Genomic DNA, 13,646 nt, shown 5'->3' on the forward strand with positions numbered 1-13,646 from the left:
TCGGAGATGCCCGATATCCGGGTTAGATTTCTGCCATATGACGAGTTTCTGTTCTGGTTAGGTTGGTTGATATGTCACAAGATCACGGCCCCGATGATGATCGGGACGATGCACTATCCCTTTCTCCCGAAGACAGGGGCCGGTTGCTGCATATCGCCGATTTCGAAACCAGCCAGCCCGGCCGGATCCTGCGCCAGATGCGTGATTACTGGGAAGGGCTGCGCAAGGACGGCACCATCCCGGCACGGGCGGATGTCGAGCCGCGTGGTATTCGTGGCGCCCTGAACCACGCCTTCATCCTGGAACGGATCGCCCCCGGCACCGCCCGCTTTCGACTGGCCGGCAGCCACCTGATCGAGACGATGGGGATGGAGGTCCGAGGGATGCCCATCTGTTCGCTTCTGCATACGGGCTCGCGCGGGCGCTTTTCGGACGTGCTGGAAAGCGTCTTCTGCGCGCCGCAGATCGCGGAACTCGGCCTGAACTCGCCCGCAAGCTATGGTCGCCCGGCGATGGCAGGACAGCTTCTGCTGCTGCCGCTGCGTTCGGATCTGGGCGACGTCACCCGCGCGCTCGGCTGCTTCGTGGTCGAGGGAGAGATCGGGCAAGCTCCCCGCCGCTTCGACCTGACCTCGGAAAAACTGGTTCCGGTGCAGGCAGGGGCGAAGGTAATGGCCCCTTCCGCCTCACTGGTCCCTGTCGGGGAAATCTCGGGGCGCTGGCGGGCGACCACACCCCGCACGGAAAGCCCCGCGCCCACCCCCTTGCCCGGCGCCACGCCAGAACAGCGCCGCGCCGCATTCCGAATTATCTCAGACAATCCCCGTTAGGGCCGACTTGAAATGAAAAGGGCGGCAATCTGCGCTGCCGCCCCAATTCAGGATCTTGACCGCCTCAGCTGGCCTTGGCGTGCCTTGTGCCGTCAACGCGACGATTGCGCAGTTCTTCGGCGACAAGGAAGGCCAGTTCCAGCGATTGGCTGGCATTCAGACGCGGATCGCAGGCCGTGTGGTAACGGCTGGACAGATCCTCGTCCGTGACGGCCCGAACACCGCCGGTGCATTCCGTGACATCCTTGCCGGTCATCTCGAAATGCACGCCACCGGGGATCGTGCCCTCGGCACGATGGACCGCGAAGAACTCGCGCACTTCGCGCAGGACCGAGTCGAAGGGCCGCGTCTTGTAGCCCGAGGCCGACTTGATGGTATTTCCGTGCATCGGATCGCAGGACCAGACCACATTTGCGCCCTCGGACTCCACGACCTTGATCAGCCGCGGCAGGTGATCGCCGACCGAGCCTGCGCCGAAGCGCGCGATCAGGGTCAGGCGGCCGGGTTCGTTTTCCGGGTTCAGCTTCCAGATCAGGCTCTTCAGGTCGCTGTCCGGGATCGACGGGCCGCATTTCAGCCCGATCGGGTTCTGGACGCCACGCGCAAATTCGACATGCGCGCCGTCAAGCTGACGGGTGCGGTCCCCGATCCAGATCATGTGGCCCGAGCCCGCAACCGGCAGGCCGGTGGTCGAGTCGATGCGGGCCAGAGCCTCTTCATACTCCAGCAGCAGCGCTTCATGGCTGGTATAGAAATCGACCGAACCCAGACCATGCGCCGTCTCGGCGGTAACACCCGCTGCCGCCATGAAGGCCATGGCGTCGCTGATCCGGTCGGCGATATCGCGGTAACGCGCGGCTTCCTCGCCCCCGGTGAAGTCGCTGATCCAGCTTTGCACGCGATGCATGTCGGCATAGCCACCGGTCGAGAAGGCGCGCAGCAGGTTCAGCGACGCCGCGGCCTGGGTATAGGCCGACAACATCCGCTGGGGATCGGGAATGCGCGCCTCGGCGGTGAAATCGAAGCCGTTGATGATGTCGCCGCGATAGCTGGGCAGCTCGACCCCGGCGACAGTTTCGGTTCCGGTCGAACGGGGCTTCGCGAACTGGCCCGCCATGCGGCCCACCTTGACGACCGGAAGCTGGGCGCCCCAGGTCAGCACGATGGCCATCTGCAGCATGACCTTGAACGTGTCGCGGATATTGTCCGCCGAGAATTCCGAGAAGCTTTCGGCGCAATCGCCGCCCTGCAACAGGAAGGCACGACCCGCCGCGACCTCGGCCAGCGAGGATTTCAGCCGCCGCGCCTCGCCCGCAAAGACCAGCGGGGGAAACTTGGAAAGCTGCTTCTCGACCGCATCCAGCGCCGCCGCGTCAGGATAATCAGGCATCTGGATGCGCGGATAGGCGCGCCAGCCACGCTTGTCCCATGACTGGGTCGCGGAACTGGTTTTATGATGTGCCATTGGCCTGTCCTCCTGAGAAACGGTCAGACGGATATAGAGGTTTGCTGAACCGAGGAAAAGCCTTGCGCACAAGGCGCAGTGCTGATGTGCTTCGCGGAATTCTACCACGTGCGCGCCCATGCCAGAATCCGTTCCAGCCCCTTCTGCCAGCCCTGCCCCCGGCGCACCCCGCCCCCGGAGGTACTTTTTCCTTCTGCTCGAAAGATTTACGCTGGTTTCCTTCGCCGCCGCGATCGAACCGTTGCGGCTGGCAAACCGGATCTCCGGGAAGCCGCTTTATGAATGGCGTGTCGTGGGCGAAGGTGGCGTCTTTGCCGCATGTTCGAACGGCACCCGCATCATGCTGGATGGCGGCCTGGGCGAGACCCAGCGCGACGACACGATTCTGGTCTGCGGCGGCATCGACGTGGCCCAATCCTCGACCCGGACGATCCAGGGCTGGCTGCGGCGCGAGGCCCGGCGCGGGGCGCGCATGGGCGCGCTTTGCACCGGTGCGTGGGTGCTGGCGCAGGCCGGGCTTCTGGACGGGCGGCGCGCGACCATCCATTGGGAAAATCAGGACGGCTTTGCCGAGGAATTTCCGGATGTCACCCTGATCAGGACCGTATTTGTCGAAGATGGCTCGCGCCTGACGGCCGCGGGGGGAACGGCGGCCATCGACATGATGCTGCGCCAGATCGCGCGTGACCACGGCAACGAATTGGCAAACCGCGTCGCCGACCAGATGATCCACACCTCGATCCGGTCTGAGGATGACCACCAGCGCCTGTCGATCCCGACCCGGATCGGCGCGCGAAATCCGCGACTGGCGCAGGTCATCGCCCGGATGGAGGCGAATATCGAGGATCCGATCAGCCCCGCCCGGCTGGCACTGGACGCCGACATGTCGCCCCGCCAGCTTGAACGGCTGTTCGCAAGATACCTGAGCCGCTCTCCCAAGCGCTACTACATGGAGTTGCGTCTGGAACGTGGCCGCAACCTGCTGATGCAGACCGACATGAGCGTGATGGAGATCGCGCTGGCCTGCGGTTTCACCTCGGCCTCGCATTTCTCCAAATGCTACCGCACAACCTTTGGCAGCACGCCCTATCGCCAGCGCGGGACTGGTGCTCCGCCCGTCTAAGCGCGGAATGCCAAAACCTGCTCTTTTAGACAATTCCGGAATGCGGTTTGCGAAATCGGCGCGCTTTTCTTTTCATCCATGGGGCGATAGCGTGCCGAACAGGACATTGTTCCACTCAGGGAGATTGAATATGAAAAAACTTCTTCTGGCCAGCGTCGCCGGTGCCATGTTTGCCGGGGCCGCAGGAGCCGAAGATATCAAGCTGGGTCTCTCGCTGGGCCTGACCGGCCCGCTGGAATCCATCGCCCCGCCCATGCAGAAGGGTGCCGAGCTTGCCATGAAGGAAGTGTCGGACAGCGGCAAACTGCTGGACGGTTCGAAGATCATCCCCGTGGTTGCCGACAACACCTGCGTCGACGCAGCCGCCTCGGTCGCGGCGGTCGAACGTCTGGTGACCGCGGAAGGCGTCAAGGGCATCATGGGAGGCATGTGCTCGGGCGAGACCATCGCCTCGCTGGAAAAAGTGGGCGTGCCGAACGGCATCGTCATGATCTCGCCCTCGGCGACCTCGCCGGCGCTGTCGACCATCGACGACAAGGGCTTCTTCTTCCGCACCTCGCCCAGCGACGCGCGCCAGGGCGAAGTGATGACCGATATCGTGCTGGAGCGCGGCATCAAGTCGGTGGCCGTGACCTATACGAACAACGACTATGGCAAGGGCCTGGCCGACAGTTTTGCCAATGCCTACAAAGCCAAGGGCGGCACCGTGACCATCCTGGCCGCGCATGACGACGGCAAGGCCGACTACTCCGCCGAAGTCGCCGCGCTCGCCGCCGCTGGTGGTGATGCGCTGGTCGTCGCAGGCTATGCCGACCAGGGCGGCTCGGGCATCATCCAGGGTTCGCTGGATACCGGCGCCTTCTCGACCTTCGTGCTGCCCGACGGCATGGTCAACAACGTCCTGGCCGAGAAATTCGGCGACCAGCTTGAAACCTCGTTCGGCCAGAACCCCTCGGCCGAAGGCGAAGGTCATGAGAAATTCGCCGAGCTTGCCAAGGCGGCTGGTTTCGATGGCACCTCGGCCTATGCGGGCGAGTCCTATGACTCGGCGGCGCTGATCATGCTGGCAATGCAGGCGGCCAAGTCCTCGGATCCCAAGGTCTACAAGGACAAGGTGATGGACGTTGCCAACGCGCCCGGCGAAAAGATCTATCCGGGTGAACTGGGCAAGGCGCTGGAGCTGATTGCCGCAGGGCAAGATGTCGATTATGTCGGCGCGACCTCGGTCGAGCTGGTCGAGCCGGGCGAAAGTGCCGGCGTCTATCGCGAAGTCGATTTCAAGGGCGGTAAGCTGAACGTCGTGGGCTTCCGCTGAGCGATCGGCAAGATGCTTCGGGGGCCCGGTTTATCCGGGCCCTTTCGATAACAACAAGAACCCCTTGTGGGGAATTCTTCGCAAAAATGCGAAGTGGGGAGTACTATGATTCAGGTCCATGACCTGCACCGACATTTCGGCGGCTTCCGGGCCGTCGATGGCGCGAGCCTGACGATCGAGACCGGCTCCATCACCGGGCTGATCGGCCCGAACGGTGCGGGAAAATCAACGCTTTTCAACGTCATCGCGGGAGTTCTTCCACCCACGTCCGGCCGGGTGGTCATGGACGGGGAAGACATTACCGGGTTGGCCCCGCATCAGTTGTTCCACAAGGGGCTGTTGCGCACCTTCCAGCTTGCGCACGAATTTTCGTCTATGACGGTCCGCGAGAACCTGATGATGGTTCCGGGCGCGCAGACAGGCGAAACCCTGGTCAATGCCTGGCTGCACCGTGGCCGCATCCGCGAGGAAGAGCGCGCCTTGCGCAAGAAAGCGGACGAGGTCCTTGAATTCCTGACCATTTCCCATGTCGCCGACGAAAAGGCGGGGAACCTGTCCGGCGGTCAGAAGAAGCTGCTGGAACTGGGTCGCACAATGATGGTCGATGCCAAGATCGTCTTTCTGGACGAAGTCGGCGCCGGCGTGAACCGCACGCTGCTGGGCACCATCGGCGACGCAATTACCCGCCTCAACAAAGAACGCGGCTATACGTTCTGCGTGATCGAGCATGACATGGATTTCATCGGTCGCCTGTGCGACCCCGTGATCGTCATGGCGCAAGGCAAGGTGCTGGCGCAAGGCAACGCCTCCAGCATCATGCAGAACGAAGCCGTGATCGAGGCGTATCTGGGCACCGGCCTGAAGAACAAGGTCGCAGCCGAGATTGCCGAGGAAACCGGTTTCGGCGAAAGCCACGGCGCACAGCCCGGATTGGGGGCCGAGGCCGGTCAGGGCGGCGACGGCAAGCCCGCGGGGGATATCCGATGAGCCAGCCCTATCTTTCCGCCAGTGTCATGCGCGGCGGCTATGGCAAGGCCGACATTCTGAACGGCTGTACGTTGGCCGTGGATCAGGGCCAGATTGCCGTCATCGTCGGCCCGAATGGCGCCGGAAAATCCACCGCCATGAAGGCAGTCTTCGGGATGCTGGACCTGCGCGAGGGTGAAGTGACGCTGGGTGGCGAGGATATCTCGCGCCTGACCCCGCAGGAACGCGTCCGCAAGGGCATGGGCTTCGTCCCGCAGACCCATAACATTTTCCCGACCATGACCGTCGAGGAAAACCTTGAGATGGGGGCGTTCATCCGGGGCGACGATTATCGCGAGACGATGGAGCAGGTCTATCACCTGTTTCCCGCCGTGGCCGACAAGCGCAAGCAGAACGCGGGCGAGCTTTCGGGCGGCCAGCGCCAGCAGGTCGCCGTCGGGCGCGCGTTGATGACGAAGCCCCGCCTGCTGATGCTGGACGAACCGACCGCAGGTGTCAGCCCCATCGTCATGGACGAGCTTTTCGACCGCATTATCGAGGTGGCGCGCACCGGCATCTCGATCCTGATGGTCGAACAGAACGCGCGTCAGGCGCTGGAGATCGCCGATATCGGCTATGTGCTGGTGCAAGGCGGCAATCGCTATACCGACTCTGGTCGTGCCCTGCTGGCCGATCCCGAGGTCCGACGCACGTTCCTTGGGGGCTGACATGGACATTCTGAACGCCCTTGTGGCCATCCTGAACTTCGTGGTGATCCCCGCCGCAGCCTATGGCGCGCAACTTGCGCTTGGCGCGCTGGGGGTGACGCTGATCTATGGCATCCTGCGCTTTTCGAATTTTGCGCATGGCGACACCATGGCCTTTGGCACCGCGCTGGTGATCCTGGTGACCTGGGGCCTGCAGGCCATTGGCATCAGCCTTGGCCCGTTGCCCACCGCCCTGCTGGCGCTGCCGATCGGGATCGCGCTCTGTTCGGCCCTGGTGCTGGGCACGGATCGCGTCGTCTATCGCTTCTACCGCGCCAAGAAATCCGAGCCGATCATCATGGTCATGGCCTCGGTCGGGGTCATGTTCATCATGAACGGCCTGACCCGCGTTGTCATCGGCGTGAACGAGATCCGCTTCGACGACGGCGCGCGGTTCCTGATCAGCGTGCAGGATTTCAAAAAATGGACCGGCCTGACCGAGGGCCTGTCCCTGCGCGCAAGCCAGGCGTTGACGCTGGTGGTCACGGCGCTGGCCTGCTGGGCGCTGTTCAGGTTCCTGAACCGCTCGCGCGCGGGCAAGGCCATGCGAGCCTATGCCGATAACGAGGATCTGGCGCTGCTCTCGGGGATCGATCCCGAACGCGTGGTGCGTCTGACCTGGATCATCGCGACTGCGTTGGCCGTGACCGCAGGCACGCTTTACGGCCTCGACAAGACCTTCAAGGCCTTCAACTATTTCCAGATCCTGCTGCCGATCTTTGCCGCAGCCATCGTGGGCGGCCTTGGCAGCCCGCTGGGCGCGGTCGCCGGGGGCTTCATCGTCGCCTTTTCAGAAGTCGCGGTGACCTATCCCTGGAAGAAGATCGCGACCTATCTGGGCTTCCAACCCGAGGGACTGCTGCAATTGCTGTCGACCGAATACAAGTTCTCGGTCAGCTTCGTTATCCTGATCATCGTGTTGCTGTTCCGGCCAACCGGCCTGTTCCGCGGCAAGGCCTATTGAGGGGAGGGCTGAGACATGTCGAACACTCGTCAGGCCACCGCCTCCAGCCCTTGGCGCGCACCGCTGATCTTCCTGGTGATCGCCGCGCTCTTCGTGCTTGAGGGCACGACGCGGAACGCGCTGTTTTCCGGCAGCTGGAACTCTGCCCTGGCCATCCTGAACATGGGTCTCATCTCGGCCGTGATGGCGCTTGGGGTGAACATGCAATGGGGTTATGCGGGGCTTTTCAATGCCGGCGTCGTGGGCTTTCTGGCCTTGGGCGCACTGGGTCCGGTGCTGGTCGCGACCCGTCCGGTCGAGGGCGCCTGGTCCGCCGGCGGGCCGCGCGTCCTGTTGGCGCTGGTCGTCGGGCTGGCCACGCTGATCCTGGCCGCCCAGGTCTGGCAGCGCGCGCCGCAACGATTGCGCGCCATCGCCATGATTGCGATCCTGGTGCTGGGCTTCGTCCTGTACCGCTTCCTGTTCGATCCGGCCGTCATGGCGATCGAGGCGAACAACTCGGCCTCGGCCGGGAACATTGGTGGACTCGGCTGGCCGGTCCTGCTGTCCTGGCCGGTGGGCGCTGCCTTTGCCGCCGCCGCCGCCTGGGGCGTGGGCAAGGTCGCGCTGGGGCTACGCTCGGACTATCTCGCCATCGCGACACTGGGCATCGGCGAAATCATCGTCGCGGTCCTGCGCAACGAGGAATGGCTGGCGCGCGGGGTCAAGAACATGTCCGGCATCCCACGCCCGGTCCCGTATGAGCTGGATCTGCAGAATGATCCGGGCTTTGTCGCCAAGGCAGCAAGCTGGGGCATGGACGTGTCGACTGCGTCCGGCATCTGGGTGAAGCTGATGTATGCCGGCATCTTCGCTGTGGTCCTGCTGGGTCTGGTCCTGCTGGCAGAGTTGGCGCTGAAATCGCCCTGGGGCCGGATGATGCGCGCGATCCGCGACAATGAGACCGCGGCAAGCGCCATGGGCAAGAACATCAAGGGACGCCATCTGCAGATCTTCGTCATCGGCTCGGCTGTGATCGGACTTGCCGGAGCGATGATGGTGACGCTGGACGGGTTGCTATCGCCCGGCAGCTTCAACCCGCTGCGCTATACCTTCCTTGTCTGGGTCATGGTCATCGTCGGCGGCTCGGGGAACAACTGGGGCTCGGTGCTGGGCGGCCTGTTGATCTGGTTCCTGTGGATCAAGGCCGAGGTCTGGGGTCCAGAGCTGATGAACCTGGTCACGCTGCCCCTGCCCGACGGCGCCCTTCGCCAGCACCTGCTGGATTCGGCACCGCATATGCGCTTCATCGCCATGGGTCTCGTGCTGCTTCTGGTGCTGCGTTTCGCGCCGCGCGGACTGGTGCCCGAGAAGTAGGGCAAAAAGGGGGCGCTGCCCCCTTGGCCCTGCGGGCCTTGCCCCCGGGGTATTTTGGAAACGATGAAGGGGCCGCATGGCCCCTTTTCCTATGCGGCCGTGAGGCTCAGCATGGTCTGGTCGCCAGAGGCGAAGCGCCGTAGCACCGCAGGGTAGAGGCGGTGTTCCTGTTGCAGGACGCGGGCGGCCAGACTGTCGGCGGTGTCTCCCGGCAGGACCGGAACTCGCGCCTGCCCCAAGATCGGGCCCGCGTCGAGTTCGGGTGTGACCAGGTGGACGCTGGCCCCGGCTTCGGCATCCCCTGCCTCGATCGCGCGGCGATGGGTGTGAAGGCCCGGATATTTCGGAAGCAGTGACGGGTGGATATTCAGCATCCGTCCCTGGAAACGCTGCACGAAATCCGGGGTCAGGATCCGCATGAAGCCGGCAAGACACAGGATGTCGGGCCGCGCGTCGAGCAGGGGCTGAAGCAGCGCCGCCTCGAAGGCCGCGCGGTCGCCCTTGTAGATGCGGTGATCGATGGCAAAGGTCGGAACGCCCAGTTCGGCGGCCCGCGCAAGGCCGCCCGCTTCCGGGTCGTTCGAACCCACCACGACCGCACGCGCCGGATGATCGCCGGTCATCGACTGGACCAGCTTCACCATGTTGGAACCGCCGCCCGAGATCAAAAGGGCGACGCGTTTCACCGTAGGCGGCCGCTGTAGCGCACGCCTTCGCCCGGCGTGACCTTGCCCAGACGATGCACCGTCTCGCCCTCGGCCTTCAGCAATGCCTCGATGTCTTCGGCGCGATCTGCGGCAACCGCAAGGATCATGCCGATGCCGGTATTGAAGGTCTTGAGCATCTCGGCCTCGGCAATGCCGCCCGCCTGTGCCAGCCAGTCGAAAACCGCCGGAAGCGAGAAGCTGTCGAGGTCGATTTCCGCCCCAAGGCCCTTGGGCAGGACACGGGGCAGGTTTTCGGTGATGCCGCCGCCGGTGATATGGGCGGCCGCGTGGACGCCGCCCGCGCGGATCGCGGCCAGCACCGGCTTGACGTAAAGGCGGGTCGGAACCAGCAGCGCCTGCCCAAGTGTCCCCGTCCCGAAGGGCGAGGGCGAATCCCAATCGAGGCCTGCATGCTCCGCAACCTTGCGCACCAGCGAGAAGCCGTTCGAATGGACGCCGTCAGAAGCAAGGCCCAGCAGCACGTCACCGTCGGTAACGCCCGCGGGCAGCGCCTGGCCCCGCTCCATCGCGCCGACGGCGAATCCCGCAAGGTCGAAATCGCCCTTGCCGTACATGCCGGGCATCTCGGCGGTTTCACCCCCGATCAGCGCAGCACCCGAACGGCGGCAGCCTTCGGCGATACCATTGATGACACGGGTCGCCTCGTCGACCGAAAGTTTGCCGGTCGCGAAATAATCAAGGAAAAACAGCGGCTCGGCACCCTGGCAGACAAGGTCGTTCACGCACATTGCGACCAGATCGATACCCAGCCCGTCAAGTTCGCCGGTGTCGATGCCGATGCGCAGCTTGGTGCCGACGCCGTCGGTCGCTGCCACCAGGACCGGGTCCTGATAGCCCGCGGCGCGTGGGTCGAACAGCGCACCAAAGCCGCCCAACCCCTCCATCACGCCCGGGCGGCGGGTCGCGGCTGCGGCGGGCTTGATACGCTCGACCAACGCGTTGCCCGCGTCGATATCCACCCCGGCTTCGGCATAGGACAGGCCATTCTTGCGCTCGGTCATGTGAGGGTCCCTTTCCTTTTCGCCCCGATAGCGCAGCCCGGCCCGGCAGGCAATGACTGCCTGAACCGGGGGCGGATTTTACGGCTCATGAATCGCGGCGCTCCCATGGCAGGCGTGGGTCGAGATAGGGAACAGGACGGGCCGTACGCGCGGCCGCGCGGATGGCGGCGATGACCTCGGCCCTTGTGCGCGGGGGATCGGCCATCGCCATGCGATCGGCCAGCCAACGCGTCAGCCGGGGGGCCGCGATGCTGGTGCCGCCCATCTCCTGCATGGCGATCCCGCGATTGCCGGGAACGGTCATTCCCGCCAGCGCGGGCCCCCGGTCCGACGGCGTGACCGCGTCCCCCGCCTCGCCCCCGCCCAAAAGGCTGCCATAGCCAGGATCGCCAAGATCGCCCGCAAAGACGCCGCCGCAGCGGATCTGCCAGCCGCCCCAGGCATAAGAATTCAGCGTCCCATCCCGGCGGATCATGAACTCCGGCGGATCGGGATCGCGCCCCTTCCACTGCCCCGAGGCATCGCGCGGGCTGTAGCCGCGTTCGATCAGCCGGGACTGGCGCCCGGCGCGCGGAAAGCCGATCAGGCGATCGTCGCGCTCGATCACAAGTTCGCAAGGACCAGGCGACATGGGGAGAAGCTCAATGCGCCAGGTTCCGGGCGGAGCGACGACCTTGCCCGCCTCTTCGGTGACGGTGGCGGGCGCGATCAGGCTGAGACACTGGCGCAGCTTCTGCCCCCGCTCCATCGCCTGCAGTGTCAGTCGCGCCAGTTCGCGGCCCTGCCCGTCGCGCAGTCGCGCAACCTGAGTTCCGGGCCCCTGTGGCGCGGTGAAGGTGGTCCGTACGATACCGCGCCCCGGCATCGCAACGCCCAATCCTATCGCAGCGGAACCGACAGGCAACGGTGCGCTCCAGACCTGCAACTCGCTTGGCGTGCGGTCATCGGGCAGAAGCTGCCAGCCAATCTGCTGGCCGGGCGTCAGCACGGCATGCAGTTGCTGCTGGCGGCTGTTCCCGCTGGCAAGGACGAAATGGACCTGCCCCAGTTCGGGCACCGGCCCATCGGACAGCGCGTCCTGCATCCGCTCGATCAGCGAATGCCCGTCGCGCGATCCGGCGGTCAAGCCCAGCGAGATATTGACGACCAGGGGCGGGCGGATCTGCTGTCCAGCCGCATGCGAGATCTGGCGGGCCAGCATCCGGGCACGGCTGATGATGAAGATCACCGCCGCCTGCATCAGCATGGGCATGGCCGCGCCGGTCGTGTCGGCCAGCGCCCAATCGGGCAGGCCGACCGCCAGCAGCGGACGCGCCCTGCCCTTTGGGTCCAGCGGATCGTGCCCGCCCGCGGTTCCGGCCACCCCCGCGCCGTGACTGGCCGCGCGCATCAGCCAGCGGGTCGGGCGCGCGGGATCAAGCAGGCACAGCTTGCGATAGATCGCGTCGTCGTCCAGAGGATGCGGTCCACCCGCGCCGCGCAGCACGTCCAGTTCGGCCCCGCGATATTCCTGACCAAAGGGGATGTCCTCGCGCGGCAGGACTTGCGGCGCGTCCATGACCCAGGTGCTGGCCGCACGGCTGTAATGCCCCGGACCGACCGTCAGCAGGCGATGGGCAAAGGGGATGGCATGATCGATGACGGCGACAATGACCGCGCTGTCCGGATCCTTGGGCAGCGCTTGGGGCGAAAGAAGGTCGTGCGAGCGGTGCATCTGCGTGCTGCAGGTCCGATCCTGTGGCGTCATGCGCGGCAGCTTCTGCCACAGGTCCCGAAGCAGCTCGGGATCGGAAAAGAACGTCTCTTGCGCGATCATGGCGCGAAAGCCGACTGGATCAACGCCCGCAGCGCTGTTTCGCGGGGATCGGCGACGGTCCTTGCCTGCAACCCCTCTCTTGCGCGCGGTCCGCTGGCCGGAGGATTCAGCATATAATCGACGATCGCCGACCCGTCGGGCGAAAGCGCGTCGTTTTCCGCCGACGGGGCAAGATCAAAGGTGGGCGTGGCCCCGATAGGCACGGTCAGCTCCATCTCAGCCCCCATTCCGCCTCGGCCTCGGCCCAAAGAGCGGCGATCAGGTCCGAGACCGGGGCCACGACCGGAGAACCGATCACCAGGCAAGGATCGCCCTGCAACACCTCGCAAAGCCGGGCGATATAGAAGTCTCGGCTGTGGTTCGGGGCGGTCTGTCCCCATCGCTTGCCCTTGAAGTTCATGCTGGGGCAAGGCTCGGACGTGATGCCGGCGCGTCCGGCCAGCCAACGCGCCAGCGTGATCCCAAGGATGGCGCCTGCGGCGCTGTCGCTGGGAAAATGCACCCCTGCCACGGTTCGGTTCGTCGCGATCCTCGCAGCCATGCGGAAAAGCTGGCTGTCAGAATGGATGGGGGCGGCCTTCGCGCTGTCCTGCCGGGTCAGGATCGACAGCAGGGTGGCCAGCGCGAAGGCCTGGGTGGCATGTCCGCTGGGGAAACTGCCATGCAGGGGCGTCGCGATCATCGGCTGGACCTGGTCGCTGAACATCTCGGCCCGGGGCGTCGCAAAGCCCAGCTTGATGCGCTGCACGGCCGAGGTTGCGACATCCATCACCAGCGCCAGCAGCCGCTGCGTCATCGGCGCGCGCGCGCCGCGCAGGGGCAGGATCGACAGGAAAAAGGACACGAGATCCGCAGTCTGCACGGTGATTTCGGGCAAACGCTCGCTGCGCAGATCGGCATAGCCCAGAACCAGCGCCACTTCGGTTTCGAAATTCGCCGCGGTGGGCAGCCCCAGTGTCAGCAGCGTCTTGTCCCCCGACGCTCCGCGTCCCACCAGCTTGATCTTGGCTTCAGCCATATCCGCCGGGGGTGGCGTGACCGTCAGCGTCTCGAGCATCTCGAACATCAGGATTGCGTGGGCGAATTCCTCCTCGATCCGGCGCAGGCGGCGGATCGGGGCAAGGGGTTCGGGCTGGGGTACGGCTGGCGCAGGAGGTTCGGCCAGACCGATCCCCTCGCGCGCGATGATCAGCGCCAGCGACAAGCTTTCGGCGGCAAAGGACGCGTCGCCCCCCGAATGCGCGTTGTGCGCGTTATGTGCATTATGCGCATTGTGTGCGTTATGAGCATTCATCAGTGCCACGGCCCGTCACCC

At 65.0% G+C, this 13,646-nt stretch carries 13 protein-coding genes; 7 read left to right on the forward strand and 6 right to left on the reverse strand.

Annotation, left to right across the window (positions count from 1 at the left end):
* The first annotated feature begins 143 nt into the window (after positions 1 to 143).
* On the forward strand, positions 144 to 830 hold the full coding sequence (locus tag RM190_RS18550) for a PAS domain-containing protein (RefSeq protein ID WP_311760951.1): 687 nt from the start codon (positions 144 to 146) through the stop codon (positions 828 to 830).
* 64 nt (positions 831 to 894) lie between these two features.
* Here the strand turns inward: RM190_RS18550 and RM190_RS18555 are convergent, their stop codons facing one another.
* A complete protein-coding gene (locus RM190_RS18555) occupies positions 895 to 2,295 on the reverse strand; it encodes a class II 3-deoxy-7-phosphoheptulonate synthase (RefSeq protein WP_311760952.1) in 1,401 nt (466 codons plus the stop codon).
* A gap of 118 nt (positions 2,296 to 2,413) precedes the next feature.
* Here RM190_RS18555 and RM190_RS18560 point away from each other — a divergent pair, with 118 nt between their 5' ends.
* The 6 genes from RM190_RS18560 to RM190_RS18585 all read left to right on the forward strand — a co-directional run bounded on the left by RM190_RS18560 (position 2,414) and on the right by RM190_RS18585 (position 8,786).
* The gene (locus tag RM190_RS18560) at positions 2,414 to 3,418 is read left to right on the forward strand and encodes a GlxA family transcriptional regulator (protein ID WP_311760953.1); all 1,005 of its coding nucleotides are present in this window, start codon (positions 2,414 to 2,416) and stop codon (positions 3,416 to 3,418) included.
* A gap of 130 nt (positions 3,419 to 3,548) precedes the next feature.
* Positions 3,549 to 4,733, forward strand: a complete 1,185-nt coding sequence (locus RM190_RS18565; protein WP_311760954.1) for an ABC transporter substrate-binding protein — start codon at positions 3,549 to 3,551, stop codon at positions 4,731 to 4,733.
* A gap of 105 nt (positions 4,734 to 4,838) precedes the next feature.
* Positions 4,839 to 5,720 carry an ABC transporter ATP-binding protein gene (locus RM190_RS18570; RefSeq protein ID WP_311760955.1) on the forward strand — a complete coding sequence of 294 codons (882 nt, stop codon included), beginning with the start codon at positions 4,839 to 4,841 and terminating at the stop codon, positions 5,718 to 5,720.
* On the forward strand, positions 5,717 to 6,427 hold the full coding sequence (locus tag RM190_RS18575) for an ABC transporter ATP-binding protein (RefSeq protein WP_311760956.1): 711 nt from the start codon (positions 5,717 to 5,719) through the stop codon (positions 6,425 to 6,427). The genes RM190_RS18570 and RM190_RS18575 overlap by 4 nt, the downstream gene beginning before the upstream one ends.
* Before the next feature lies 1 nt (position 6,428).
* Positions 6,429 to 7,430 (forward strand): branched-chain amino acid ABC transporter permease, encoded by a 1,002-nt coding sequence (locus RM190_RS18580; RefSeq protein ID WP_311760957.1) that lies wholly within the window; start codon positions 6,429 to 6,431, stop codon positions 7,428 to 7,430.
* A gap of 15 nt (positions 7,431 to 7,445) precedes the next feature.
* Complete coding sequence (locus RM190_RS18585) at positions 7,446 to 8,786, forward strand: branched-chain amino acid ABC transporter permease (protein ID WP_311760958.1); 1,341 nt, start codon at positions 7,446 to 7,448, stop codon at positions 8,784 to 8,786.
* Positions 8,787 to 8,875: 89 nt separating this feature from the next.
* Here the strand turns inward: RM190_RS18585 and purN are convergent, their stop codons facing one another.
* From purN to RM190_RS18610, 5 genes are all read right to left on the reverse strand, one after another.
* Entirely contained in the window at positions 8,876 to 9,472 is a 597-nt protein-coding gene (purN, locus tag RM190_RS18590; RefSeq protein ID WP_311760959.1) for a phosphoribosylglycinamide formyltransferase, read from the reverse strand.
* Positions 9,469 to 10,515: a phosphoribosylformylglycinamidine cyclo-ligase gene (gene purM, locus RM190_RS18595; protein ID WP_311760960.1), complete on the reverse strand. Its 1,047-nt coding sequence runs from the start codon at positions 10,513 to 10,515 to the stop codon at positions 9,469 to 9,471. Before purM ends, purN begins: the two co-directional genes overlap by 4 nt.
* 85 nt (positions 10,516 to 10,600) lie before the next feature.
* Positions 10,601 to 12,331, reverse strand: coding sequence for a hypothetical protein (locus RM190_RS18600; protein ID WP_311760961.1), 1,731 nt, complete (start codon positions 12,329 to 12,331; stop codon positions 10,601 to 10,603).
* Entirely contained in the window at positions 12,328 to 12,546 is a 219-nt protein-coding gene (locus tag RM190_RS18605; protein WP_311760962.1) for a hypothetical protein, read from the reverse strand. The genes RM190_RS18600 and RM190_RS18605 overlap by 4 nt, the downstream gene beginning before the upstream one ends.
* On the reverse strand, positions 12,537 to 13,625 hold the full coding sequence (locus tag RM190_RS18610; RefSeq protein WP_311760981.1) for a phosphatase PAP2 family protein: 1,089 nt from the start codon (positions 13,623 to 13,625) through the stop codon (positions 12,537 to 12,539). The genes RM190_RS18605 and RM190_RS18610 overlap by 10 nt, the downstream gene beginning before the upstream one ends.
* Between the last annotated feature and the right edge of the window lie 21 nt (positions 13,626 to 13,646).

It is taken from the genome of Paracoccus broussonetiae, from assembly GCF_031854425.1.
Classification (GTDB): domain Bacteria; phylum Pseudomonadota; class Alphaproteobacteria; order Rhodobacterales; family Rhodobacteraceae; genus Paracoccus; species Paracoccus broussonetiae.